General features: G+C 71.3%; 17 protein-coding genes. 8 read left to right on the top strand and 9 right to left on the bottom strand.

Annotated features, from left to right (window positions below):
• Positions 1 to 65 precede the first annotated feature (65 nt).
• The gene (locus tag AB0I69_RS24665) at positions 66 to 3,227 is read left to right on the top strand and encodes a BTAD domain-containing putative transcriptional regulator (RefSeq protein ID WP_363097828.1); all 3,162 of its coding nucleotides are present in this window, start codon (positions 66 to 68) and stop codon (positions 3,225 to 3,227) included.
• A gap of 12 nt (positions 3,228 to 3,239) precedes the next feature.
• Here AB0I69_RS24665 and AB0I69_RS24660 read toward each other — a convergent pair whose 3' ends face one another.
• Positions 3,240 to 3,485 carry a hypothetical protein gene (locus tag AB0I69_RS24660; protein WP_363097827.1) on the bottom strand — a complete coding sequence of 82 codons (246 nt, stop codon included), beginning with the start codon at positions 3,483 to 3,485 and terminating at the stop codon, positions 3,240 to 3,242.
• 60 nt (positions 3,486 to 3,545) lie between these two features.
• Here AB0I69_RS24660 and AB0I69_RS24655 point away from each other — a divergent pair, with 60 nt between their 5' ends.
• Positions 3,546 to 4,478 (top strand): catalase family peroxidase, encoded by a 933-nt coding sequence (locus AB0I69_RS24655; protein WP_363097826.1) that lies wholly within the window; start codon positions 3,546 to 3,548, stop codon positions 4,476 to 4,478.
• Positions 4,479 to 4,785: 307 nt separating this feature from the next.
• Positions 4,786 to 5,622 (top strand): SGNH/GDSL hydrolase family protein, encoded by an 837-nt coding sequence (locus tag AB0I69_RS24650; protein WP_363097825.1) that lies wholly within the window; start codon positions 4,786 to 4,788, stop codon positions 5,620 to 5,622.
• Positions 5,623 to 5,816: 194 nt separating this feature from the next.
• Here AB0I69_RS24650 and AB0I69_RS24645 read toward each other — a convergent pair whose 3' ends face one another.
• The 6 genes from AB0I69_RS24645 to AB0I69_RS24620 form a co-directional block, all read right to left on the bottom strand.
• On the bottom strand, positions 5,817 to 6,776 hold the full coding sequence (locus tag AB0I69_RS24645; RefSeq protein WP_363097824.1) for a threonine/serine dehydratase: 960 nt from the start codon (positions 6,774 to 6,776) through the stop codon (positions 5,817 to 5,819).
• An 82-nt stretch (positions 6,777 to 6,858) separates the two neighbouring features.
• Positions 6,859 to 7,893: a polyprenyl synthetase family protein gene (locus tag AB0I69_RS24640; protein ID WP_363097823.1), complete on the bottom strand. Its 1,035-nt coding sequence runs from the start codon at positions 7,891 to 7,893 to the stop codon at positions 6,859 to 6,861.
• Positions 7,890 to 8,930, bottom strand: coding sequence for a tetratricopeptide repeat protein (locus AB0I69_RS24635; RefSeq protein ID WP_363097822.1), 1,041 nt, complete (start codon positions 8,928 to 8,930; stop codon positions 7,890 to 7,892). Before AB0I69_RS24635 ends, AB0I69_RS24640 begins: the two co-directional genes overlap by 4 nt.
• A 175-nt stretch (positions 8,931 to 9,105) precedes the next feature.
• Positions 9,106 to 9,783, bottom strand: coding sequence for an AIM24 family protein (locus AB0I69_RS24630; protein ID WP_363097821.1), 678 nt, complete (start codon positions 9,781 to 9,783; stop codon positions 9,106 to 9,108).
• A gap of 67 nt (positions 9,784 to 9,850) precedes the next feature.
• Complete coding sequence (locus AB0I69_RS24625; RefSeq protein ID WP_363097820.1) at positions 9,851 to 11,383, bottom strand: CAP domain-containing protein; 1,533 nt, start codon at positions 11,381 to 11,383, stop codon at positions 9,851 to 9,853.
• Positions 11,384 to 11,526: 143 nt separating this feature from the next.
• A complete protein-coding gene (locus AB0I69_RS24620) occupies positions 11,527 to 12,711 on the bottom strand; it encodes a serine hydrolase domain-containing protein (RefSeq protein WP_363097819.1) in 1,185 nt (394 codons plus the stop codon).
• A gap of 304 nt (positions 12,712 to 13,015) precedes the next feature.
• Here AB0I69_RS24620 and AB0I69_RS24615 point away from each other — a divergent pair, with 304 nt between their 5' ends.
• Complete coding sequence (locus AB0I69_RS24615) at positions 13,016 to 14,815, top strand: M4 family metallopeptidase (RefSeq protein WP_363097818.1); 1,800 nt, start codon at positions 13,016 to 13,018, stop codon at positions 14,813 to 14,815.
• Between the two features lie 48 nt (positions 14,816 to 14,863).
• On the opposite strand, the gene AB0I69_RS24610 is transcribed toward AB0I69_RS24615, so the two are convergent.
• Positions 14,864 to 15,604, bottom strand: coding sequence for a hypothetical protein (locus AB0I69_RS24610; RefSeq protein ID WP_363097817.1), 741 nt, complete (start codon positions 15,602 to 15,604; stop codon positions 14,864 to 14,866).
• Between the two features lie 135 nt (positions 15,605 to 15,739).
• Between AB0I69_RS24610 and AB0I69_RS24605 the strand changes: the two genes are divergently transcribed.
• Genes AB0I69_RS24605 through AB0I69_RS24590 form a run of 4 tightly spaced genes read left to right on the top strand, consistent with a single transcriptional unit; the run spans position 15,740 to position 22,387 of the window.
• Positions 15,740 to 16,912: an ROK family transcriptional regulator gene (locus AB0I69_RS24605; RefSeq protein ID WP_363097816.1), complete on the top strand. Its 1,173-nt coding sequence runs from the start codon at positions 15,740 to 15,742 to the stop codon at positions 16,910 to 16,912.
• 57 nt (positions 16,913 to 16,969) lie between these two features.
• Positions 16,970 to 18,769: a CBM35 domain-containing protein gene (locus AB0I69_RS24600; RefSeq protein WP_363097815.1), complete on the top strand. Its 1,800-nt coding sequence runs from the start codon at positions 16,970 to 16,972 to the stop codon at positions 18,767 to 18,769.
• Positions 18,770 to 18,791: 22 nt separating this feature from the next.
• Positions 18,792 to 21,158 carry a glycoside hydrolase N-terminal domain-containing protein gene (locus tag AB0I69_RS24595; protein WP_363097814.1) on the top strand — a complete coding sequence of 789 codons (2,367 nt, stop codon included), beginning with the start codon at positions 18,792 to 18,794 and terminating at the stop codon, positions 21,156 to 21,158.
• The gene (locus AB0I69_RS24590) at positions 21,155 to 22,387 is read left to right on the top strand and encodes an SGNH/GDSL hydrolase family protein (RefSeq protein ID WP_363097813.1); all 1,233 of its coding nucleotides are present in this window, start codon (positions 21,155 to 21,157) and stop codon (positions 22,385 to 22,387) included. The genes AB0I69_RS24595 and AB0I69_RS24590 overlap by 4 nt, the downstream gene beginning before the upstream one ends.
• 3 nt (positions 22,388 to 22,390) lie before the next feature.
• On the opposite strand, the gene AB0I69_RS24585 is transcribed toward AB0I69_RS24590, so the two are convergent.
• Entirely contained in the window at positions 22,391 to 25,354 is a 2,964-nt protein-coding gene (locus AB0I69_RS24585; RefSeq protein ID WP_363097812.1) for an AAA family ATPase, read from the bottom strand.
• Positions 25,355 to 25,373 lie beyond the last annotated feature (19 nt).

The following is a 25,373-nucleotide window of genomic DNA, read 5'->3' as shown; positions in this document are numbered from 1 at the left end:
ATACGGTCACGGACGTGCCCGGAACCCGGGTTTCGAGCATCGGAACCGCCGATGAAGGCTGAGACATGAACGACGACGCCCTGCACCTCCGACTGCTCGGCCGCCTGGAGTTGGCCGACGGGAGCGGTGCCGTCGCTCTGCCGGGCGCTGTCTCCCGCGCGATCGTCGGCCGGCTGCTGCTGGCCGGGGGAGCGGTCGTGCACCGCGACACCCTCATCGACGAACTGTGGGCGGAGCGCGAGGCGAAGGACCCGGTCAACGCGCTCCAGGTCCAGGTGGCGAAGCTGCGTGCGGCGCTCGCGACACGGGACCAGGGTGGGCGTCTGGAGTCGCGGTACGGGGGATACCGGTTCGTACTGGCGCCGGAGGACGAGCTCGACACGGTCCGTTTCGAGGCGACGGTCCGCGAGGGGCGTGAGCACCTGGCGGCGGGTGCGTACCGGCAGGCGGAAGGTGTTCTTCGACAGGGGCTGGCGCTCTGGCGGGGCCGCGCGCTGGACGATCTGAAGGGCCGGGTCTTCGACGCCGAGCGGCTGCGTCTTGAGGAACTGCGCCTGAGCGCGCAGGAGGACGCGGGTGCCGCGGGTCTTGAGCTCGGCCGCGCGGCGGAACTGGTCCACGAACTCACGGCACTCGTCTCCGGCGCACCGCTGCGCGAGCGGTCCCGGGCGCGTCTGATGCTCGCGCTCCACCGCTGCGGGCGGGACGCCGAGGCGCTGGACGTGTACGAATCGGGCCGGGTAATGCTGAGGGCCGAGCTGGGTGTCGATCCCTCCCCGGAACTGCGCTCCCTGCATGACGCGATACTCGCGGGAGATCCGTGTCCGGCAACGGCGACCACGGACTCCGCACGGCTGTCCTCGGCGCACGCCGCTTCCCGCCCGGCGCCCGGCGAAGGCGGTCCCGACCACCCGCTCGGCCCGTTCGTCGGACGCGGTCAGGAACTCGACGGGTTGCGTGCGGTCCTCGACCGCGAGCGGCTGGTCACCGTCGTAGGACCGGGCGGTGTCGGCAAGACCCGCCTCGCGCTTGAGGCCTGCGTGCTGACGCAGTCCTCGTACGACGGTGCGTGGTGGGTCGACCTGGCCTCGGCCGACGACGCGAACGTCCTCGCGGCGACGGCCGGAGCCCTGGGTCTGTCGGACGCCTCGGTGCGGCCGGACCAGCCACCGCACGACTACGTCCACCGGCTCACCTCGTTCCTGTCCGGACGCCGGGCGATCCTCGTGCTCGACAACTGTGAGCACCTGCTCGACGCGGTCGCCCCGCTCGTGGCGGTCCTGCTCGGCCGGTGCCGCTCACTGACCGTCCTGGCGACCAGCAGAGCACCGCTGGCCGTCGCGGGCGAAGCGCTGTACCCCCTGGCGCCGATGCCCGACGGCGAAGCCGCGGATCTGTTCAGAACCCGGGCCGTCATGATCGACCCGTCCTTCACCGCGGACGAGACGGCGATGCACGAGATCCGTTCGCTGTGCCGCAGGCTCGACGGTCTGCCGCTCGCGGTCGAACTCGCCGCCGCTCACGTGCGGTTGCTGCCCGTACGCGAGATCGAACTCCGCCTCGACAACCGCTTCGCCCTGCTGGCCAAGGGCAAGCGGACCGCTCCCGCCCGGCACCGCACCCTGCGTGCCGTCCTCGACTGGAGCTACGCACTCCTGGACACCACCGAGCAGCGGGTGCTGACGGAACTCGCCCTGTACGTCGGCGGCTGTTCCCTCGACGTGGCGGAGACAGCGCTCCCACTGCACGCGACGGACCGTCACGAGATCCTGCAGGTGCTGGCCCAACTCGTGGACAAATCCCTCCTGTTCACCGTCTCCACGCCCGACGGAAGCCGGCTGCGGATGCTGGAGACGGTCCGCGAATACGCGCTGGACCGGCTCCGGGACGAACGGAGGGCTCCGGAGGCGGAGGAACGCTTCATGGCATGGGCCCTGCGTTTCGTGCACGAGAGCACCGACGCCCTCGCGCCCGGCGACCAGGGGGAGTTGATCAGGCGGCACACCGCGGAGTCCGCCAACATCAGGGCGGCCTCTGATCTCATGATGGCCCGGTCGAGAACAGCTCAGGCCCTGTCGCTGGAAGCGCGACGGGGCAGCTACTGGATCATCAGCGGCCGTGAGGAAGAAGGGGCCGACCGCCTCCAGCGCAGCCTGCGGGCCCATGACGCCGCAGCGGGGCAACGGGCTGCCGTGGAACCCTCCGAAGAGGACGAGCGGGCACTCTTCTACGCCCTCGCCTGGCTCGTCTGGCTCAACCACGTCGTCGGCCGGTACGCGGAGGGCAGCTACTTCATCGACCGGTACAAGTCGGCCTGGCGGCAGGCGAAGAACCCCGACCTCGCTGTCCTGGGGCCCTGCTACGAACCACTCCACGCCATGCTGAACGGGCAGGACGACGTGGCGGAACTCTTCGTACGGGCAGAAGAAGGCATCGCGGGCACCGAGTTCCACTGGGACCGAGCGATCCTCCTGACCAACTGGACGACGTACTGCCTCCAGGTCGGCGACATCGAAGGTGCCCGCAGCCGTGGCGAGGCTGCCGTCTCGGCGGCACGAGCCTCCGGCGACGACTTCGCCACGGCGTGCACCCTCACGCTCCGCGGCGACGCCGAGGAGAGCGGCGGCCTGCGCGACCGCGCCCGCGCGCACTGGAGCGAAGCGGCGCGCATCCTCCGTTCCATCGGCGCGCGTGGGCAGTACGCGTACGCCGCACTCAGGATCGTGGGCCTGGACATCGCGGACGGAGCGGTCGAGACGGCCGAGCACCGGCTCTCGGAGGTGGTGCGGCTCGCGGACGAACTGAGTGCGGACGACCTCCGAGCCGCGGCAGCCATCCTGCGCGGAGCACTGGCGTTCCACGCGGGTCGCTTCTCGGAGGCGCAGACGATCTTCACCGGCGTCTGGGACAGCCCCACAGCACCGCTCGACCGCCGAGCGATGTCCGCCGTCGGCCTGGTCGCGGTCGCGACGTTCGGCCCACCCACCCCCTCGGCGGCCGGCGACGTGCGGATGTGGATGGACCGCGCCGGGGAGGCGCTCGACCGGGTACGTGAACCACTGGCCCGCCGAGCGGTGGGCGTCCTGCTGGACAAGCTGGACGCCTACCTCCGCTCCGGTCCGAGCGGCGCGATCAGGGCGGACCATGTGCAGGCATGGCTTGCCGACAACCCTTCCCTGCTTGCCGGTTTCACCGGGGTGCTGAACGGCCCCGGCCGGCATCGGTGATACCCACCTTCCTCAACAGAAGGCGGCCGGCACGGACGACCAGCCCTCGCGGAAGACGGTCCCGGCCTCGTCGAATCGTGCCTGGGCGCGTTCCTCGGTGTCGCCGCAGGTGAGCGAGTAGTCGGACCAACCGGAGGCCGTACGAGCCTCGGCGCCCCGGACCCCTGTGTTCCCGGTGACGAGTGAACCGAGTCCGGGAGCGGCGCGTAGACCGCAGTGCGACGAGCCCGGTGAAGGGCCGTCGCCGCTGACAGGCATCCGCAGGACGCGGGTCGTCCCGGCCGAGGCTCCCTGAGCGTTCGTCTTCTAAGGAATGACATGCCGAGCATTTCCCCAGACCAGACCCTGGCCGTCCGGGTCGTCGACAGCATGGAGCGCATGAGCGGGAGGCACCCGGGATACCGCCGGTCCAGTGCCCGGGGAGCCTGCTTCCGGGCCACGTTCACTCCCACCGGGGACGCCGCCGCCCTGACCACGGCCGCGCACCTGCAGACGCGGACGGTTCCGGTCACCGTGCGGTTCTCGAACTCCGAGGGAAATCCCCACACGCCCGACACCGCCCCGGTCACCCGTGGCATGGCCGCCCGCTTCCACCTGCACGACGGCAGTGACACCGACCTCGTCGCCCTCACCGTCCCCCGATTCGTCGCCTCGACGCCCAGGGAGTTCCTGGAGTTGACCGAGGCCCTGCGCCCCGACCCGGTGACCCACCAGCCCGATCCGGCCCGGGTGCATGCGTTCCTCGGTGTCCACCCCCACCTGACCGAAGCCGTCGCGCAGCAGCCGCCCATACCCGTCAGCTACGCCTCCGCCGCCTACTGGGCCATCCATGCCTTCATCTGGGTCGACGCGGACGGCGGCAGGCGGCCCGTGCGGTACCGCTGGGAACCGGAGGCCGGACGCACCGCCCTGACCGCCGCCGAGGCGGCCACCCGCACCGCCCACTACCTGACCGACGAACTGCACCAGCGCCTGGAACACGCACCGGTGGCGTTCGACCTGCGGATCCAACTCGCCGAACCCGACGACCCCACCCACGACCCCAGCACCGTCTGGCCCGATCACCGCAAGGAGTTCACCGCCGGCCGACTGGAGATCACCGCACCCGCCGACGACCAGGATCCGTGGCACACACAAGCCTTCAACCCCACCCGTCTCACCACCGGCATCCACCTCTCCGACGACCCGGTCCTCGCCTTCCGAGCACACGCCTACGCCGAATCCCACCTCCGGCGCAGCCACAACCAATAGGCCTTACCGCGTGGGTTGTCGGCCGCACGGCTCGGGCCGGTCGGGGGCGGAGCGGTCGCCACCGGGACCGCCGTAGAAGCGAACGACGCGCAGCAGCCGGGACGCGCTCCTGAGTGAACCCCCGTGGTACGCGCGCCGTCTGACGTCTCGCCAGCACAACGCCCCCGCACCCGACACCTGTTGTCGGAGCGACGCGACCAGCGCTTCGGGGGCCCGACAAATGGATGGAATGGACTTGAACAAGCAGAGCAAGAGATCTCTCGGCCGGCGGGGCCTGCAGCGAGGCGCCGTGGTGGCGTGTTGCGCGATGGCCCTCTCCACCGCGGGGGCTACGGCCGCGAGCGCCTCGATACCCACCGCGCGCAGCGTGAACTACGCCGCGCTGGGCGACTCGTACGCCGCAGGCCCCGGCATCCCGACCCAGGTCGACTCCGCGTGCGCGCGGTCCGACCAGAACTATCCGTCCCTCCTCGCGGCGGCGAGGAACTGGCAGTTGACCGACGTGAGTTGCTCGGGCGCGACCACGACGGCCCTCGCCGGAACCCAGGGTTCGCAACCGCCGCAACTGGACGCACTCGGCGCGGACACGGACGTGGTCACCCTGACCATCGGAGGCAACGACCACGGCTTCTCCAGCAATCTGGCCACCTGCGCCGGACTGACGTCCAAGGACCCGACGGGCAACCCGTGCCAGGCCTTCTTCACGAGCGACGGCACCGACCGGCTGGCGCAGCGCGTCGACGACATCGCTCCCAGGATCGCCGCCGCGCTGGACGCCGTACGGCAGCGGGCCCCGCACGCCAAGGTCCTGGTGGTCGGCTATCCCGACCTGTTCCCGGACGACGGGGTCGGCTGCACCAGCTCCGCCGTACCGCTCGCCGCCGGTGACTTCGCCTATCTGCGGGACACCGAGAAGAAGCTCAACGCGATGATCGCGGAGCAGGCGTCGGCGAACGGCGCGCGCTACGTCGACACCTACACCTCGACGGTGGGGCACGACATGTGCAAGCCGGCCGGCGAGCGCTGGATCGAACCCCTGGTCGCGGTGGCCCCGGCCGCACCCGCGCACCCCAACGCCCAGGGCCAGCAGGCCATGGCCGCCGCAGTGGAGCATGCCCTGCACTGCGGCCCGCGCCGCCGCTGAGCCGATGACCTGAGCGCAACGGGGGCACCGGCCGCCCTGGGGAGCGCCGGTGCCCCCCTTCTACGACGGCCCAGGCCGGTACCGAGGACGCCGTCACGCGGTCCTGAAGTGCCGGGCAGACAGGGCGTGATCAAGGGCCTGCGGCGCCGTCCGGTTTCGTCCATGAGCTCGTCAACGAGCCCACGGACGTGAAGTCAGCGCAGTCCGAAGCGCTCCGACCAGGCCGCGATGTCCCCGACCGTCGAGTTGCCCCCGCACACCACGAGGCCCAGCCGCGCGCCGTCGCCGACCCGCTCCAGCACCTGCCGGGCGGCGGGCAGCAGACAGCCCGCGGCGGGCTCGGTCCACACCTTGGCATGGTCGGCCAGGTCGAGACAGCCCTGCACGGCCTCCCGGTCGGAGACGGTCAGCACCTCGGTGACCAGGGCCGACACATGGTCGTACGTCAGCTGCGACACGGTCGGCGCGCTGAGCGTGGTCACGATCGACGACGGCGTGACCGGCACCGGGCCACCCGCCGCGAGCGCCGCGGACATGGCCTCGGCGCCCTCGGTCTCCACACCCCAGACCCGGATCCCGGGCCGCCGGGCGTGCAGGGCGGCGGCGACCCCGGCGATCAGCCCACCGCCGCCGATACTGACCAACACGTCCGTCAGTTCACCGGCGTCGTCCGCGAACTCCAGCCCTACGGTGCCCTGTCCGGCGATCACCACCGGGTCGTCGAACGGGTGGACCAGGGTCAACCCCTCGTCCCGCAACCGGTTCACCAACTCGAACGCGCTCGGCATGTCGTCCGTCAGCCGCAGCGACGCACCCGCCGCCTCCACCAGCTCGACGGACCGCGCCGGCGCCGAACGGGGCATGACCACCGTCGCCTTCACATCGAGCGCCGCCGCCATGACCGCGAGCGCGATCCCGTGATTGCCGCCGCTGACCGCCACCACTCCGGCGGCCAGCTCGGCCTGGCTCAGCGACAGCAGCTTCGCCGTCGCCCCGCGCGCCTTGAAGGAACCCGTGCGCTGCAGCAGTTCCAGCTTCGTGGTGACCGGGACCCTGAGCAGCTCCGAGAGCCCGGGGCTCGGCACGGTCGGAGTGCGTACCACGTGTCCGGCGATCCGCTCGGCGGCGGCTTCGATGTCCGAGATGCCGATCAAGGCAGTCATCCTTCCGGCACGGGGACAGGTGTTCCGTGCCGCTTCGACCCTGACTCGGAAACGACGTGCAGGTCAACACGTTTCAGAGATCACGGCGCACCAGGAAGTCCAGCAGTGACCGGAGGTCGTTCGCGGGGCCCGCCTCCAGGGGAACAGCGGCGAGAGCCGTCTCCACGGCGGCCGTGTGCCGACGAGCCTCGTCCAGCGCCGCCGTACGGCCACCGGCGTCCTCGATCAGCTCCGCCGCCACGGCGGGTTCCGCGTCCGACTCCAGAACGGTGGCGAGGTGCCGGGCGCCGGGGCCGGGGGAGGAGAGCGCGGCCAGCACCGGGAAGGTCTTCTTGCGCTCCCGCAGATCGCCGTGCACGGGTTTGCCGGTCACCGCCGGGTCGCCCCAGATCCCCAGCACGTCGTCGACCAGCTGGAAGGCGATTCCCAGATGCCGTCCGGCACGGTCGAGCGCGGTGACCGTCGGCGGCGGCGCTCCGCCGAGCACGGCACCCAGTGCGGCCGCGCAGCCCAGCAGCGCACCCGTCTTCCCCTCGGCCATCGCCCGGTACTCGTGGAGCCGCACCCGCTCGGGTCCCGTCCAGGGACGCGCCGCGAACAGCAGGTCGTCCGCCTGCCCGTGCACCAGGTCGCCGAGTGCCGAGGACAGCAGGCGCACCCCGCCCGCTCCGCCGGGGGTCTCGGCGAGCGTCTCGACGGCCAGCGCGAACAGGGCGTCGCCCGCGAGAACCGCCGGTCCCGTGCCGTACGCCTTCCACACCGTGGGGCGGCGGCGCCGGGTCGAGTCGCCGTCCATGATGTCGTCGTGCAGCAGCGAGAAGGTGTGCACCAGCTCCACCGCGACGGCCGCGGCGACTCCGGCCCGCCCGGGCGCACCGGCCGCCTCGGCCCCGAGCACGGCGAGGGCCTGCCGTACGCCCTTGCCGCCCGGCGCGGCCACGGGCGCACCGCCCACCTCGCACCAGCCGAAGGAGTACGCGGCCATCTCGCCCATCCACGGATGCAGCCGTTCCACGGACTTCACCAGCGCGGGGCGTACCAACGCCCGGCAGCGGTCGAGGACTTGGGGAGCGGTCGGGGCCGCTACGGCCGAGGGGAGCGCCGTCATCGCCCGACCTCCGTCGTGATGCCCAGCTCGTCGTGCGCCCGGGCCACCATCTCCCGCGCGTGCCGCAGGCCTATCCGCTCCAACGTCTTTGCGAGATCGGCCAGTTCGGTCGCCGTCTCGCTGCGGTCGCGGCCGAGCCGGGCCAGGGACTTGGCCAGGCCGAGCCGGGAGAGCGCCTCGCCGCGCGGCTCGCTCATCGCGTGGAACTCGGCGAGCGCCTGCTCGTAGAGGTCTCGCGCCTCCGGGTAACGCCCGGCGCGGTAAAGGACGTTGCCGCGCATCTTGTGGTTGTAGGCGAGCGCGCTGGACAGGTTCATCGCGCGGCAGGTCTCCTCCGCCTCGGAGAGCAGACCGAGCGCCCGCTCGGTGTCCTGGTCGCGCACGGAGACGATGTCGGCGAGTCCGCGCAGCGCCCAGGCGTGCCCGCGCCGGTCGTCGGCGCCCGCCGCGATCTCGGCCGCCTCCTCGAACATCGCGTACGCGGTGTCGTAGGAACCGGTGTTGCGATGGATCTGTGCGATGCCCTCCAGCGCCCACACGGTGTGCCGGGCCTCGCCGCGCTTGCGGGCCTCGGCCAGCAGCTGTTCGTGCAGCCGGGCGACGGCCTCGTAGTCGCCCTGGATACGGCCGGTCTCCGCGAGGCCGGCCAGTGAGTAGCCGCGGACGACGATGTCGTCGCCGCGCTCGCCGAGTTCGGCTGCGAGCCCCAGCAGCCGCCAGGCCAGCGGGAACGCGCCGCGCTGCCGGGCCAGGGTGCCGCCGCTCCACAGCGCCCAGGCCATCGCGGCGGTGTCCCCGGCCTCCCGGGCCGCGCGGTAGCTGGCCTTCCACGCCTGGTCCGCCTGCCGCACCTGCCCGAGCCTCCGGTGCGCCTCGGCGACCGCGAGTCCCGAACGAGCCGCCTCGCCTCGCTGCCCGGACCGCTCGGCCGCCTCCAACTGCTCGGTGCCGGCGGCCAGTACGTCGACGAGCGAGGAGTTCACGGACAGGGTGGTGAGGGCGCCCTGGTATTCCGGGGCAGATGCCTTGCCGTACATGGATGCCTTTCTGTCCCTATACCTTCCGTGTAGACACTGTGTGTATACATGGAAGGTATAGTGCGTCGAAAATCAGCCCTGGCCGTGGGGGCCAGGGCATCGTCAGTTGTTGTGGATCAAGACGTCGACGCGGACGGCGAGGTTGCCTGTGAGGCGCAGATCACTTGCCGGGACCTCAGTGCTGCTGCACCTTCTGCGGGGTCACCTCGCTGGGCCGTACGACGACGAACCCCTCGCCCTGAAGCATGAGTTGGACGGCTTCGCCGGAGCCGCCGCGCAGCATCGAGCCGATGGACTGCGAGCGGTGCAGCGAGGTCTGGAGGTTGGCCGACCAGCCGACCACCGCGTCCGTGTCGACGAACACCGGGTACTGCGGCGAGACCGGTATGACCAGCGGGTTGCCCTCGCAGACCAGGCCCAGCTTGCCCTGCCCGGTGAAGACGCTGTTGAAGAGACCGCCGCCCGCGATGCCGGAGCCCTTCACCGTCTTGATCGCGTACGACAGCGAGGCGTCGAAACACAGCACGTTGCGGCCGTTGACGGTGAACTCGTCGCCGGGGTCGATCTCGACCACGAAACAGTTCTGCGCCTCGTGCGCGAACCACGCCTCGCCCTGACCGCGCACCGCCATCAGCGGCAGGCCCTCACCGGTGACCGCGCGCTTGAGCATGCCGCCCACGCCCTGGCCCTTGCGCTCGAACTGGAGGTTGCCGCGGTAGGCGATCATCGCCCCCTGGCGGGCGAGCATCTCGCCGTTGACCGCGTACCTGATGCACTTGGCATTCTCGACGGTCATGCCCGGCGCGGTGGCCGGCTGCACCATGTGCTCACTGGAAAACAGATCACCCTTCATGCGGGCATCCTGACCCGGAAGATCTCATTCCGCCAAGATCGTGGTGGGGGTTGACCGTCCTGAGCGGTCAGGCGCCGAAGAGTTGCGTCCAGTACGTCCCCATCTGTCCGCCGCCCGCGAAGCCGATGCCTATGTGGGTGAAGTCCGGCTTGAGGATGTTGGCGCGATGGCCGGGGCTGTTCATCCAGCCCTCCACGACCTCGGCGGGGGAGCGCTGACCGCAGGCGGTGTTCTCGCCGATCGTGCGCCTGCGCGAGCCCGCGGCGGCGGCCCGGTCCCAGGGCTGGGAGCCGTCGGGGGAGGTGTGCGAGTAGAAGGCGCGGGCCACCATGTCCGTGCTGTGCGCCTGCGCGGCGGCGGCGAGCAGCGGATCGACGGCCAGGGGAGGCAGTCCGGCCCCGGCCCGCTCCCTGTTGGTCAACTCGACGACCTTGTCCGCCGTCCCGGCCAGGTTGCCTGCGGTCAGCGGCCTCGCCCACAGCGCGGTCCAGTAGATGTCGCCGGAGCGGGGGTCGACGGCCTGGGCGAGGCCCGCGTGGGTGAAGACCCGTTCGAGCAGTGTGTGGCGGGCCTGTTCGGTGCGGAGGCAGTAGGCGACGAACTCGGCGGGGGAGCGTGGGCCGGAGACCAGGTGTTCGCCGACGGTGAGATAGGCGTATCCGGCATGGATCACGCGCTGGTACACGGAGGTGCCGTCGCGGCTCTCGGTGCTGAGGTGTCCGGCGGCGGCCATGTCGGCGACGTGCGCCTGCGCGGCGGCGGCGAGCCGGGCGTCGAGGGAGACGGGTGGCGAACCGGCCTTGGCGCGGGCCGAGTTGACCAGCGCGAGGAAGCCGGTGGGGTCGGGTGCCGGGGAGCCGGGAGCGCCGGGGCGCGGGCCGGTGGGAGACTCCGACCGGGGTGCGGGGACGGACGCCGGTCGGTGCGGGTCGGGTGCGGCCGAGGGGCGCGGGCCGGTGCCGGGGCGGTGTGGGGGCGGGCCGGCCGTGGGGCGGGGAGAGGTGCCCGGTGTCGGTCGTGCTGGGGCGGAAGCCGCTGCCCGTGACGAGCCCCTGGCGGTCGGGCCGCCCGGCCCGGTGGAGCTCGCCCCTGCCGTCCCTCGTGCGGGAGCGGGACTCGCGTCCTCGACGATGTCCACGCCGAAGTCCCGCGCGACACCGGCGAGTCCGTCGGCGTAGCCCTGCCCCAGTGCGCGCAGCTTCCAGCCGGTGCCGCGTCGGTAGAGCTCGGCGAGGAGCAGCACGGTCTCCCGCTCGGGGCGGGATGGGGTGAAGCGGGCGAGCGGCCGGCCTCCCGCGTCGGTGACGTGCAGGGTGGGCGCGGGCAGCCGGCCCAACGGGGTGCCGGGATCGGCGGGGCTGATGGCAACGGTGACCCGGGCCGCGCCGGTGCGCAGGCGGGCCGGGTCGACGGTCAGGGTGTCGCCCCGGAGACGCACTCCGGGCGCCGTCGGCTGGTTGTAGAACACGAAGTCCACGTCGCCGCCGACCTTGCCGCTCTCGTCGGTGACCAGCGCCGACACGTCGAAGGGACCGGGCACCCGCAGGGTCAGGGCGCCGCCGGGGAGGGGCAGATTACCGCCCGGCACCAGCTCGTTCATGGCACCGCCCTTGCTGTTCGTACCCGGTGGGGAGTCCTGGGGAGTCCGTCGCCCACTCAACGTCCCGCCGGGGCGGGAGGGTTCCCGCAGCACGCGGTGGGGACCGGTGAGTGCGTCCGCCCGGTCCCCAGCGCCGCACGCACTCAGTCCCGGGCCGGGATCGCCTTCGTCCGCTTGCCGCAGAACGCCGACTCCAGGGTGCCCGCCATCGCGTTCAGCACCGCCCCGTTGTTGGAGGTGTTGGCCAGCGCGGTGAGGCTGCGGCGGCCGTCCTTCGAGGTGAAGGAGTAGGTGTAGAAACCCTGGACCGCGCCCGTGTGCCCGTACACGGAGATGCCGCAGGACAGATCGCGGCGCCGCAGCCCGAGGCCGTAGCGCGTCGTGCTGTTGACCGGAGTCCACCGCTGCATCTGTGCGAGCTGGGCGGCGGAGGTGAGCCTGCCGCGGAGCAGCGCGGAGAAGAAGGTGTTCAGGTCGCGGGTGGTGGAGATGACCGCCCCGGCGCTCTGCGCCCAGGACACTGTCTGGTCGGTCGCGTCGATCAGCTTCGCGCCCGCCCGGTCCGGGGTGAGGTAGCCGTGGGCGTGGCGGCCAGGGATCTTCGTGGCCGGGTGGACGTAGAGGGTGTCGCGCAGCTTGAGCGGCCTGACGATGCGGTCGCGGTACTCGGTCCCCACGGAGTGGCCCGTCAGCTTCTCGATGAGCATCCCGGCCACGACGAAGTTGGTGTTCGAGTACGAGTAGGCGGCGCCCGGCGCGTTGGTGCGCGCGTGCCGCAGCGACAGCTGCACCAACTGCCGGTAGGTGAAGACCTTGTTGCGTACGGCCTCGAAACCGGAGACCGAGCCGGCGAACATGGTGTTCGTGTAGTCGTACAGACCGCTGCGATGGCTCAGTACGTGCCGCACGGTGATCCGCCTGTCCGGCAGCAGGCCCGGCAGGTAGTGGTCGACCGAGGTGTCCAGGTCCACCTTGTGCGCGTCGACAAGTTGGAGCAGGACGACGGCGGAGAACGACTTGGTGATGCTGCCGATGCGGAAACGGTCGGCGTTGCCGATGGCCCGGCGTGTCGTGCGGTCGTCGATGCCGACGGCCGCCGTACTGACGGTTCCGTGGTCGTCGATCCGGGCGATGGCCCCGGGCGCGCCCTGCGTCGTGAGCGTGCGCAGCACGGCACGGAGACCCGCCATGTCGGGGGCCGGAAGCGCGGCTGTGCCGCTGTTCCTCGTGGTGTCCGACCCGTGGGTCGCGGCATGCGCCGGTACCGCCGCGAGCGTCAGCAGCGCCGCCGCCGACGCCGTGGCCCTGCGCACCGTTCTTGAGACCATGCGGTTCCCTCTCCCGTTTCTGTGTATGCGAGATCCGTCACAGTCGCGCGAGGCAACCTTCTCGCAGCCCGTCACATCTCCACAGCTGACGCACAGTTGGTCACTCGCTGATCACTGAGCGATGCGGATTCGCAAAGTATTGCCATGAAAGCCACGAAAAACGATCATTTCGGGTTTACATGCGCATGACCGATCCATAAGGGTTTCGTCTCGGGGCCCGACCAGCCCCCTGGGCACGTTCAACCGTGCCCGGTCTCAAGGCGGTTGGTGATCCCGGCCGTCTCGAAACGAGGAGCCCTCATCCATGCGTAGACCCCACATACGCAGCCTGGCCGTCGCCGTCGCCGTGACGACGGCCGCCACGGGGCTGGCCGGAACAGCCTTCGCGGGACCGGCCGCGGAGACGGACCACGCGGTGGCGGCCACCGGCACCACCGCAGCATCGGTGGTCACGGCCGCGCGCGCCGCGGCCTTCGCCCACGCGTCCGCGACGGGTGTCACCCAGAGCGACGAACTCCGGGCCCAGGACGTGATGATCGACCCAGAGGGCGCGCGCCATGTGCGATTCATACGCACGCACCAGGGCATGCCGGTCCTCGGCGGCGACCTCGTCGTCCACCTCTCCCACCGGCTGGCCTACACCGGCGTCACCCGGGCGGCCGACCAGGGCGTCAGGCCCGCCACCACGCAGGCCAGGCTGACGGCCGCTCAGGCCGAGGCGAAGGCCGCCACGGTCGCCAAGGGCGACGCGGGCACCGCCGAACTCGTCGTCGACGCCCGGGACGGGGACGCCGCCCTCGCCTACCAGGTGCCCGTCAGCGACAGCACCACCGCCGAGGCCGCCGGCACCCGCACGGTCGTCATCGACGCCGTCACCGGCAAGGTCCGCAGCAACACCCCCAACAGCGACGAGTTCCTCTCGCCCAAGCTGATCGACACCCTCCGCGAGCGCGGCGAGACCCTGGACCCCGCCACCGGCACCGCCGCCCAGACCACGGCGCTCACCGGGATCGCCGCCGTGAAGCGCGCGGTCCACTACCCGGTCACCGCCGTGGGCACCGGCGCCTCCCTCTTCCTCGGCAAGGTGCCGCTGACCACCACCCGCACGGCACGCACCAGTTACCTCCTCAAGGACCCGACCCGCTGGGGCACCGAGACCCGCGACGCCAAGGGGCAGGAACTGGAGAACTTCGCGCAGGGCAAGAAGTTCACCACCACCGACAACAAGTGGGGCAACGGCGCCGTCTCCCACCGCGACAGCGCCGCCGTCGACGCCCAGTACGGCATCACCCAGACCCTGGACTTCTACAAGAAGACCTTCGGCCGCAAGGGCATCGAGAACAACGGCAAGGCCGCCCGCGGCATGGTCCACTTCGGCGACAAGGTGGCCAACGCCTTCTGGGACTCGACCTGCGACTGCATGCTCTACGGCGACGGCGACGGCGACATGTTCAAGAAGCCCCTTGTGGTCCTCGACGTCACCGGCCACGAACTCACCCACGGCGTCGTGGACGCCACCGCGAAGCTGGAGCCGACCCGCGTCGACGCGGACGGCAACCAGTACGGCGAGGCGGGCTCCCTGAACGAGTCGCTCGCGGACATCTTCGGCTCCAACGTCGAGTTCAGCGCCAACAACGCGAAGAACCCGCCGAACTACCTGATCGGCGAGAAGCTCGGCCTCGCCCAGAAGTTCCTGCGCCGACTCGACCACCCCTCCCTCGACAAGCTCGAAGGCACGATCGACTACTGGTCACCCCAGACGTTCGACGCCGAGGTGCACGCCGGTTCCGGTGTCTCCTCGCACGCCTACTACCTCCTCGCGGAGGGCAGCGGCCGCAAGACCGTCGGCGGCTTCGCCTACGACTCGCCCACCTACGACGGGTCCACGGTCACCGGCATCGGACGCGCCAAGGCCACCGCGATCTTCTACCGCGCGCTCACCCGCTACATGGTGTCCACCACCGACTTCCACGACGCGCGCACCGCGACGCTGAAGGCGGCGGCGGACCTCTACGGCGCGAGCAGCACGGCGTACCAGACCGTCGACCAGGCCTGGGCCGCCGTGAACGTCACGGTCGCCAACACCCCTGCCGCCGGGCGCTGATGAACCTCCGGGTGCCCTGCCACGAGCGGGGCACCCGGACGCCCGGTCTCAGATCCACTGCTTCTCGACCTCCTCGGACACGGTGAACACGGCCTCGCAGGAAGGGCAACTCGCCTTCCCGAACACGTACGTCAACGCCGTCGCGACCTCCGTCTGCCCGAACGCGACCGCCTCGCCGTGCAGTCGCGCACCCATGCCGTCGAGCCGGTCGGGCGTGGCCGGCACGAGCTCCGTCCGGCCCTCCACGTTCTCCTTGCCCGCGCCCGTCACATAGTCGCCCGCCGAGGTGAAGACGCCGTAGGAGCCGAACGCGACGAACAGGCCGTCCTCGCACTCGGGGCATTCGAGGTCGTACTCCTCGCTGTTCACGCCCTCCAGTGCCTCGGCCCACACCCCGCCGTCCTCGAAGGCGAGCACGGCCATCTGCAGGTAGACGAAGGTGTGCGCGTCCTGCGTGGGGTCGGCGCGCAACACCCGTGCCACATCGAGCAGTTGGCCGATCTCGCGCGCGTACCGCGCACGGCACTCCTCGTCCGGGTCCGTGGTGATCAGCCCGGCCATCGTGACCGCCTGTATCGCCCCGCCCGGCGCCCGGCCCAGTGCGATGTCGACGAGCACGGGCATCGCCGCCCAACTCGCGTCGTACACCGACCCCTGGTGGCACAGCGAACCCCACAGCTCCTGCCACACGGCGTCGTCCTCGGCGCCGCCGAGCCGCGCGAACAGGCCCGGAATGTTCTCGGCGCTGCCGTAGGCGTGGGTCAGCCCGGACCAATCGATCGTCGTCATACGGCGATTGTGCCGCCCGGCACTGACAACGAGGCCTCGGCAGACATCAACTCCGCTCAGGCGACCCACAACTTGTGTTCGACAAATCCTGCTTCTTTTATTGACGACGGAAAAGAAGGGATCTAGGTTCCCGCCATGCGCTCGATCCCCCGTACCGAGACGTTCCCGGCCCACACGCCGGCCGTCTCACAGGTCTTCACGACCGTGCTGTCCCACGGCCCCCTCACCCGTCTTGAGGTGGCCCGCCGGGCAGGGCTGTCGGCGGCAGCCGTGACCAAGGCGGTCCGGCCGCTGATGGAGGCCGGATACCTGGCGGAGGGCGCCGACCAGGACGCGCCCCCGGCCCTCGGGCGGCCCGCGAACCTCGTACGGGTCGACGGCGGGCGCGCGTTGTTCATCGGGGTCAAGGTGACCGGCGACGAGATCATCGGCGTCCTCGCCGACCTGTGCTGCCGCATCCGCGTCGCCCGCCATGTGCCGCTGACCGACCACGACCCCAAGGCGGTGCTGGCGTCGATCGCGGACCTGGCCCAGGAACTCCGCACAGTGGCGGACGACTTGGGGATTCGGGTGCTCGGCCTTGGCCTCGCCGTCTCCGGGGACGTGGACCGCGGTGAAGGCGTCGTCCGCTACTCGCCGTTCCTGGAGTGGCGGGACGTACCGCTCGCCGAACTGGCCGCCATGACCACGGGGTTGCCGGTCACCGTCGACAACGACGTGCGCGCGCTGACCGTCGCCGAGCAGTGGTTCGGCGCCGGCGCGGGGCTCACGGACTTCGCCGTGGTGACCGTCGGCGCGGGCATCGGCTGCGGACTGGTCGTGCACGGCCAGGTCGTCGCCGGCGCCCACGGGGTGGCCGGTGAGATCGGGCACGTGGTCGTCGATCCCGCCGGACCCCTGTGCCACTGCGGCAACCGCGGCTGCGTCGAGGCGATCGCCGGGGACGCCGCGATCGTCGCCCGCGTCCGGGAGGTGACGGGGGTTCAGGTCGCCGACACCTCCGAGGCCGTTGCCCTAGCCCACCGGGGCGACGCCGGAGCCCGCGAGGTGTACGCGCGGGCCGGTGAGGCCATCGGCCGGGGCATCGCGACCGTGGTCAACCTGTTCGGCCCCGAACGCGTGATCATCTCCGGCGAAGGCCTGGCCGCCTACGACCTGTTCGCCGAGCAGATCCGCGACTCCTTCGCCGCCGCCGCCTTCGGCTCCGCCGCCCGCTGCGACGTACAGACCCGCCCCCTGCCCTTCGACGAATGGGCGCGCGGGGCCGCCGCCACCGCGATCCAGTCCTTCATCCGAGCCGCCGACTAGCCCGCCCGACCGCACTCGACCCCCGCCACACTCCTAACCCGCACGAGGAGCCCGACGATGTACTCCCTCACGCCTGTCCGCGCCCTGAGAGCCATGGTGGTCCTGGCCCTCACCGCCGGCTTCGCCACCCACCTCCCCACCGCACACGCGGCCACTCCCACCGCGGACACGTCCACGGCCGTCGCCGCCAAGCCCTATATGGGCTGGTCGAGTTGGAGCATGCAGTCGTCCAAGTACCCCGGTCTCAACCCGGACGGCGACTACAGCTACCTCACCGAGGCGAACGTCGACAAGCAGACCGACGCGCTCGCCACCAAGCTGAAGAAGTACGGCTACGACCACGTCAACATCGACGCCGGCTGGTGGATGGACAAGACCTGGAAGACCGGATACGACCAGTACGGACGCCAGAAGGCCGACCCGGTCCGCTTCCCCAGCGGCATGAAGGCCGTCGCCGACCGCATCCACTCCAAGGGCCTCAAGGCCGGCATCTACCTGCCCGCCGGCCTGGAGAAGGGCGCCTACGGCGACGGCAGGACGCCCATCTGGAACGCCGACGGCTGCACCACCGCCGACATCGTCTACAGCGACCTGCGCACCACCAACGGCTGGGACAGCGCGTACAAGATCGACTTCTCCAAGCCCTGCGCCCAGAAGTACATCGACTCCCAGGCCCAGTTGATCGCCGGCTGGGGCTACGACTTCCTCAAGCTCGACGGTGTCGGTCCCGGCTCCGGAAAGAGCGGCGACCAATACGACAACGTTGCCGATGTGGCCGCCTGGAACAAGGCCATCACCGCCACCGGACGCCCCATCCACCTGGAAGTCTCCTGGTCCCTGGACTACGGACACGCCGCCGACTGGCAGAAGTACTCCAACGGCTGGCGCATCGACACCGACGTCGAGTGCTACTGCAACACCCTTGTCACCTGGGAGAACTCGGTCGACGACCGCTGGGACGACACCCCCGCCTGGACCGACAAGGCGGGCCCCGGCGGCTGGAACGACCTCGACTCCCTGGACGTCGGCAACGGCGCGATGGACGGCCTGACCAAGGCGGAACGCCAGAGCTACGCCACTCTCTGGGCCGTGGCCAAGTCCCCGCTCTTCACCGGTGACGACCTCACCAAGCTCGACGACTACGGCGTCTCCCTGCTGACCAACCGCGAGGTCATCGGCGTGGACCAGAGCGACGCACCGCCCGCCCGCCCGGTCACCCCGTCCGACGCCCAGCAGGTGTGGGCCGCGAAGAACCCCAACGGGACATACACCGTCGCCCTGTTCAACCTGGCCGACTCTCCCGCCGCCGTCTCCGCGAACTGGACGACCCTCGGCTTCACCGGCAAGGCCGCCGTCCGTGACCTCTGGAACCACGCGGACCTCGGCACCTACACCAACAAGGTGACCCAGGCCCTGCCGGCCCACGGCTCCCGCCTCTTCACCGTCACCCCGCACGGCAGCGCCGTCACCACGACCGCCTACGAGGCCGAGGCCACCGGCAACACCCTCTCCGGCAACGCCTCCGTCGCCGACTGCTCGGCCTGCTCCGGCGGCCACAAGGTCGGCAACCTCTACGTCGGCGGCAAGCTCACCATCAACAACGTCGTCGCCGCCAAGGCCGGCACCTACCAGGTGAAGATCGCCTACGTCAGCGGTGACTCCCGCTCGGCGAGCATCTCCGCGAACGGCAACGGCGCCACCAGCCACAAGTTCCCGTCCACCGGCGACTGGGGGACCGTCGGGACGGTCAGCGTGCCGGTGACCCTGAAGGCGGGCGCCAACACGATCACCTTCGACAGCGGTTCGGGCTACGCGCCGGACATCGACCGGATCGACGTGCCCACCTCCTCCTCCTGAGCCGACCTTTTCGGAGACCGCCATGTCCAGTGCACCGTTCGACCTGCCCAGACGCAACCTGCTCGCCCTCGCCGCGGCCACCGGCGCCCTCGTCGGCCTGCCCGCCTTCACCGCCTCCGCCGCACCACAGCGGCCCACCAACACCTCGTACGCCAGCGGTACTTCACGCAACACCCTGTGGTGGCAGGCCCCCGCCGACGGCAAGTCGATGATCGAACAGGGCCTCCCCGTCGGCAACGGCCGGCTCGGCGCCCTCGCCAGCAACGACCCCGGCCACGAGGTCCTGCTCGTCACCGACGCCACCATGTGGACCGGTGGCCTCAACGACACCCTCGACTCGGACGGCCAATTCCCCTACGGCCGCGACGACTTCGGCTCCCTCACCCTGCTCGCCCGGCTCACCGTCGACATCCCCGACCACGACCTGGGCGCGGTCTCCGGCTACCGCCGCACCCTCGACCTCGAACAGGGCCTGGCGACCACCTCGTACGTGCGCTCCGGAGTCACGTACCAGCGGCAGCTGTTCGCCAGCCGTCCCGACGACGTGATCGTCCTGCACTTCACCCAGAACGGCGGCGGACGCTACACCGGCACCGTCGACCTGGCGGGCACGCACGGCGAACCGGCAGATGACGCCCGCTCGTTCGGCGGCACGCTGGGCAACGGTCTGCGCTACGGCGCGGCCGTCACGGCGTACGGCAGCGGCGGCAGCGTCACGGTGAACGGCACGCGCGTCGCCTTCTCCGGCTGCAAGGACGTCACCGTCGTGCTCAGCGGCGGCACCAACTACGCGCCCGACGCCGCCGCCCGCTACCGCGACACTTCCCTCGACCCGTTGAAGCTGGCCCGCGCCAAGGTCGCTGCCGCCGCCAAGTACACGGCGGACACCCTGCTGCACACCCATGTCGCCGACCACGGCGCGCTGTTCGGGCAGTTGGACGTTGCGCTCGGCACCTCGTCCGACGACCAGCGCGCCCTGGACACCTGGGAACGCATCCAGGCCCGCGCCACGGACGGCGAGCCCGACCCCGAACTCGAAGCCTCCTACCTCCAGTTCGGCCGCTACCTGATGATCGCCGGCTCCCGCGGGAGTCTGCCGATGGGCCTGCAGGGGAACTGGCTCGACGGCAATGACCCCGACTGGATGGGCGACTACCACACCGACATCAACATCCAGATGAACTACTGGATGGCCGATCGCGCCGGACTCTCCCAGTGCTTCGACGCGTTCACCGACTACTGTGTCGCCCAGCTCCCGGACTGGACCGACCTCACCCGCAGACTCTTCAACGACTCGCGCAACCGCTACCGCAACTCCAGTGGCAAGAACGCCGGTTGGACCGTCGCCATCTCCACCAACCCCTACGGCGGCGGGGGTTGGTGGTGGCACCCGGCCGGTAGCGCCTGGCTGAGCAACACCCTCTGGGAGCACTACGAGTTCACGGGCTCGCGCGCCCACCTCGCGAAGATCTACCCGCTGCTCAAGGGAGCCGTCGAGTTCTGGGAGGCGCGGCTGCTCACCACCACCCTGCCCGGCAGCTCGAAGGAGGTGCTCATCGCCGACAGCGACTGGTCGCCCGAGCAGGGCCCGCTCGACGCGAAGGGCATCACCTACGCCCAGGAACTGGTGTGGGCGCTGTTCGGCAACTACTGCGTCGCGGCTGCCGAGTTGAAGAAGGACACCGGTTACGCGGGCACGATCGCGGGACTCCGCAAGAAGCTGTACCTGCCGGTGGTCAGCCCCAAGACGGGCTGGCTGGAGGAGTGGATGTCCCCGGACAACCTCGGGGAGACCACGCACCGGCACCTGTCCCCGCTCATCGGACTCTTCCCCGGCGACCGCATCCGCCCCGACGGCTCCACCCCGAAGGACATCGTCGACGGCGCCACCGCCCTGCTCACGGCCCGCGGCATGGACAGCTTCGGCTGGGCCAACGCCTGGCGCAGCCTGTGCTGGTCCCGGCTCAAGAACGCCGACAACGCCTACCAGCTGGTCATCAAGAACCTCCGCCCGTCCACCAACGGCACCAACGGCAGCGCACCGAACCTCTTCGACATCTACCAGGTCGAGGAGGGCCGCGGCATCTTCCAGATCGAGGCCAACTTCGGCACCCCCGCCGCGATGATCGAGATGCTGCTCTACTCCCGCCCGGGCCACCTGGAACTCCTCCCCGCCCTCCCCGACGCCTGGGCCGCGTCCGGCTCCGTCAAGGGGGTCGGCGCGCGCGGCGGCTTCGTCGTCGACCTCCACTGGCGGGACGGGAAGCCGACCGAGGTGAAGATCCGCAGCATCAGCGGCCGGACCACGACGGTCGCCTTCGGCGACACCTCCCGGACGGTGCGTCTGACGCCGGGCGCGTCCGTCACGCTGAGGGACTTCGCCGGATGACGGCCCGACGGGCACGACTGCGCCGTACGGCGGCTCTCCTCCTGCTCGTTGCCGCCGTCCAGGCCGCACCCGCGCACGCACAGACGCAGGTGAAGTCCGTGAACGACCAGAAGGACGTCATCGCCCAGAAGGACGTCATCACCTGGGGCGCGAGCGCCGACCACCTGGGTGACGGAGTCGCCGACCGCAGCTACCGGCTGATCGTGCACACCAGCGTCGCCGGCGGCGATCTGCGGATCCGGCTCTCCAACGCCTTCGGCGACCGGCCGCTGACCTTCGACGACGTCTACGCCGGTGTGCAACAGACGGGCGCCGCGCTCGTGCCCGGCTCCAACCGGCGGCTGACCTTCGGCGGCGCGGGGTCGGTCACGATCCCCGCCGGCGCGGTCGCCTACAGCGACCCGCTGTCCGGCAGGCTGCCCGCCGCCAGCAACCTGGTGGTCAGCATCCACACCCCGGACGCGGCGGGCCCGGCGACCGGTCACGGCATGGCCATGCAGACGTCGTACGCCACCCAGGGCGACCACACCGGCGAGGAGGGCGCCACCGCCTGGACGGACACCACCGGTTCCTGGTACTACCTCGACGCCGTCTCCGTACGGCCGAGCGCGGGAACCGGAGCCGTGGTCGCACTCGGGGACTCCATCACGGACGGCTGGGACTCCACGAGCGACCTCAACCGGCGCTGGCCCGACTACCTGGCCCGACGCCTCCAGCGCTCCGACACGGCCGTCAAAGGAGTCGCCAACGAAGGGATCTCCGGCAACAAGGTCCTCGCGGACGGCGCCGGGCAGAGCGCCCTCAACCGGCTGCAACGCGATGTGCTCTCCCAGCCCGGCGTCCGCACCGTGTTCCTCTTCGAAGGCGTCAACGACATCAAGGCCCACTCCGGCGTCACCGCCCAGGACCTGATCGCCGGCTACCGCCAGATCATCGACCGGGCCCACGCGGCCGGGAAGTGTGTCGTCGGCGCCACGGTCGGCCCGTTCGAGGGATGGCCCGAATGGGACGCGGCGGGCGAGGCGGTACGCCAGGAGGTCAACCAATTCATCAGGAGCAGCGGGGAGTTGGACGCGGTCACCGACTTCGACCACATTCTCCGCAGCCCCTACGACCAGGAGAGGATGCTCCCCTTCTTCGACAGCGGAGACCACATTCACCCCAACGACAAGGGGATGGCGGCCATGGCCGACGCCGTCGACCTCAAGAGCCTCGACTGCGCGAAGTGAACCTCAGCCGGACGCCGTGGCCTCCGGGGTGATCAGCCCCTGGCGGTAGGCCACCGCCACCGCCTCCGTGCGGCTCGCGGCGCCCAGCTTCGCGAGGATGTTGGAGACGTGGACGCTCGCCGTCTTGCCGGTGATGAACAGCTCCTCGCCGATCTGGCGGTTGCTGCGGCCGAGCGCGAGCAGCCGCAGCACGTCCTGCTCGCGGGCCGTCAACGGCGAGGGGCGGTCCCCGGCGTCCTGCGCCGGGTCGCCCAGGCGGCCACGGCGCACGAGCGTGTCCACCTGCGCGAGCAGGGGCGCGGCACCGAGCCGGACGGCCGTCTCCCGTGCCGCACGGGCCTGGGCGGCCGCCTCGTCACGGCGGTCGGCCGCCAACAGGGCCTCGGCGAGCCGGAATCGGCAGCGCGCCAGTTCGTAGACATCGCCGTAGTCGAACGCGGCCACCACCTTCTCCCAGGCCGCCGCGTCCGGTCCCGTGGCCGCGCGTATCCACTCGGCCTCGGCGCGGGCCAGCCAAGCGAGGCCTTCCGGCCCCTGTGACCGGCCGTCGCCGCCCTTGTCCGCCACCGACCGGGCCAGCTCGACGAGTTCCGTCGCGGTGTCCGTCCAACGGCGCACCCCCGCCTCGTCGCCGGTCAGCCGCAGTGCGACGGCCCTGTCGGCGACCGCGGCGAGGGCGAGGGCGGCGAGCCGGACGGTGAGGTCGGGACGGCGGCCGGAATCATCGGTGAGCGCGGCGACCGAGGCACGCACCCGCTCCACGGCCGCCTCCGGATCGCCCTGGAAGGAACCGGCGTCGGTCAGCACGATGCCCGCCACCATCGCGGCCATCCAGTCGAACGGCCCGTCCAGCAGGGCACGGGCCCGCTCCACCGCCCCCAAGTCGCCGCGCGCCAGCGCCACATACAGCGCGGGCCCCCTCGTGAAACCGCCCGCGTGCGGCAGCGACACCGCGTCGCTCGCGACGGCCTCCAGACACTCGTCCCAGCGGCCCAGCGTGTACAGCACCAGGAGTTGGAGATAGCGCATCTCCAGCGGATACGGCGACGACAGCAACCCGGCGCGACGGGCCCGGTCCAGCCCCTCGGTGAGCCAGGGCAGGGACTCCGCCAGCTCCCCGGACTCGAAACTGCCGATGGCGAGGTGGAACAGGGCGCGCATCTCCACGGGCGCGTGCCCGGCCCGCCGGGCCAGCTCGCGTGCCTCCGCGAGCCGCTCCCGGCCCTCCCGGGTGCGCCGGCCGCCCTTTTCGAGAGTGGCCAGCGAGATCAGCAGATCGGCCCGGGCGTCGGTCAGTTGAAGTTCCTCGGCGGTGCGCAGGGCCTGGCGGGCGACCCGTAGCGCGATCTCGTCCTCGCCGACCTGACGCGCCGCCAGCACATGCGTGGCCGCCGCCCACACCCAGGTCCGCGAGGGTGGTTCGGCGGGGATCATCGCCAGGGCCTCGCTGCTGTACGCGAACGCGGCCGTGAGGCTGTCGACGCCCATGAGATTGCCGGCCAGCGTGTAGCGGACCCGGGCGGCCAGCTCGGAGTCCGTGTCCTGGCCGATGCCGGCGAGTGCGGACCGGGTGAGGGAGACCGCGCGGTGCGCGTCCCCGGCGTGGGCGGCTGCCGCCGACGCGCGCAGGGTGAGGGTCACGCTGTCGGTGCCCTCACCGGCGGGCCGGGCGGCCGGGTCCACCGACGTCCACAGGTCGAGGACGGTCTCCAGATGCCGTAGCTCCTCGGCGGGTGCGCCGACGCGCTGGGCGTGGTCGGCGGCCTCCAGCGACGCGGACAGCGCCTCGGCCAGGTCGTGGCTCTCGCGGTAGTGGTGGGCGCGCTCCGCCGCGCTCTCGGCCGGGTGCCCGCGCCCGGCGAGGAGGCGGGCGAACCCGCCGTGCAGCCGGGAGCGCTCACCGGGAAGCAGATCGGCGTACACCGCCTCGCGGGCGAGGGCGTGCCGGAACGAGTACGTGTCGCCGTGCCCGGGCACGAGGAGCTGTCGCTCGACGGCCTCGCGCAGTGCCGACTCCAGCTCGTCCTCCGGGAGTTGGACCGCGTCATGCAGCAGGTCGTACTCGACGCGGCGTCCGGCGACGGCGGCGGTGCGCAGTACCTGCTGGGCGGTGTCGGAGAGTTGCTCGAAACGGATCAGCAGGACGTCGGCCAGCCCGCTCGGCACACCGCCCGCATCCATGTCGCTCGCCGCGAGCAACTCCTCGGCGTAGAAGGCGTTTCCCTCGGCGCGCTCGACGATCCGGCGGACCGTGCCGTCCGGCACCGGACCCGTGCGCAGCGCGCGCACCAGCCGGGCGACCTCCGCGTCCCCCATGGGCCGCAGCTCCAGGCGCTCCACGGCGGGCAGCCGGACCAGCTCGGCCAGCAGAGGCCGTAGGGGATGGCGGCGGTGGAGGTCGTCCGCGCGGTACGACGCGAACACCGCGAGGCGGTGGGTCGGCGCTCCGCCCGCCGGACGCTGGAGGATGCCTCGGCTGAGCAGGAAGCGGAGGAGGTCGCGGGAGGACTGGTCGGCCCAGTGCAGGTCCTCCAGGACCAGGAGCAGGGGAGCGATGTCGGAGAGGTCGGCGAGGAGTCCGGCGATGCCCTCGAAGAGCCGCAGCCGCCCGCCCGCGTCCCGTGCCGCATCCGTGCCGGCGCCGAGCAGCCGGTCGACCGCCGGATGCGCGGCCAGCGCGCCCGCGAAGCGTTCGTCGTCGGCGAGCACACCGAGGATCTCGGTGAAGGGGAGATACGGCAGACCTACGTCACCGAGGTCGACGCAGTGCCCGGTGAGCACGGTCATGCCCGCGCCCGCCGCCCGCGCGGCCACCTCGTCCAGGACTCGTGTCTTGCCGACGCCCGCGTCCCCGGCGATCAGCACGGCCCCGGCCGTACCCCCGCGGGCACGCTCCAGCACACCGGCGAGGCGGGTGAGTTCCTCGTCCCGGCCGATGAGCGGCGCTGCTGCTACGGATTGCGACACGCCCCCATCCTGGCACGCG

This window comes from Streptomyces sp. NPDC050508 (assembly GCF_040655155.1).
Classification (GTDB): Bacteria; Actinomycetota; Actinomycetes; order Streptomycetales; family Streptomycetaceae; genus Streptomyces.
Note: the sequence above shows the minus strand (reverse complement) of the source record. Positions and strands in the feature narration are given on the sequence as shown.

Excerpts from the sequence above, each read along its gene's own strand:
- AB0I69_RS24665 (WP_363097828.1), top strand. The coding sequence starts at position 66 with ATGAACGACGACGCCCTGCACCTCCGACTGCTCGGCCGCCTGGAGTTG.
- AB0I69_RS24660 (WP_363097827.1), bottom strand. The coding sequence starts at position 3,485 with ATGCCTGTCAGCGGCGACGGCCCTTCACCGGGCTCGTCGCACTGCGGT.
- AB0I69_RS24655 (WP_363097826.1), top strand. The coding sequence starts at position 3,546 with ATGCCGAGCATTTCCCCAGACCAGACCCTGGCCGTCCGGGTCGTCGAC.
- AB0I69_RS24650 (WP_363097825.1), top strand. The coding sequence starts at position 4,786 with ATGGCCCTCTCCACCGCGGGGGCTACGGCCGCGAGCGCCTCGATACCC.
- AB0I69_RS24640 (WP_363097823.1), bottom strand. The coding sequence starts at position 7,893 with ATGACGGCGCTCCCCTCGGCCGTAGCGGCCCCGACCGCTCCCCAAGTC.
- AB0I69_RS24635 (WP_363097822.1), bottom strand. The coding sequence starts at position 8,930 with ATGTACGGCAAGGCATCTGCCCCGGAATACCAGGGCGCCCTCACCACC.
- AB0I69_RS24630 (WP_363097821.1), bottom strand. The coding sequence starts at position 9,783 with ATGAAGGGTGATCTGTTTTCCAGTGAGCACATGGTGCAGCCGGCCACC.
- AB0I69_RS24625 (WP_363097820.1), bottom strand. The coding sequence starts at position 11,383 with ATGAACGAGCTGGTGCCGGGCGGTAATCTGCCCCTCCCCGGCGGCGCC.
- AB0I69_RS24620 (WP_363097819.1), bottom strand. The coding sequence starts at position 12,711 with ATGGTCTCAAGAACGGTGCGCAGGGCCACGGCGTCGGCGGCGGCGCTG.
- AB0I69_RS24615 (WP_363097818.1), top strand. The coding sequence starts at position 13,016 with ATGCGTAGACCCCACATACGCAGCCTGGCCGTCGCCGTCGCCGTGACG.
- AB0I69_RS24610 (WP_363097817.1), bottom strand. The coding sequence starts at position 15,604 with ATGACGACGATCGATTGGTCCGGGCTGACCCACGCCTACGGCAGCGCC.
- AB0I69_RS24605 (WP_363097816.1), top strand. The coding sequence starts at position 15,740 with ATGCGCTCGATCCCCCGTACCGAGACGTTCCCGGCCCACACGCCGGCC.
- AB0I69_RS24600 (WP_363097815.1), top strand. The coding sequence starts at position 16,970 with ATGTACTCCCTCACGCCTGTCCGCGCCCTGAGAGCCATGGTGGTCCTG.
- AB0I69_RS24595 (WP_363097814.1), top strand. The coding sequence starts at position 18,792 with ATGTCCAGTGCACCGTTCGACCTGCCCAGACGCAACCTGCTCGCCCTC.
- AB0I69_RS24590 (WP_363097813.1), top strand. The coding sequence starts at position 21,155 with ATGACGGCCCGACGGGCACGACTGCGCCGTACGGCGGCTCTCCTCCTG.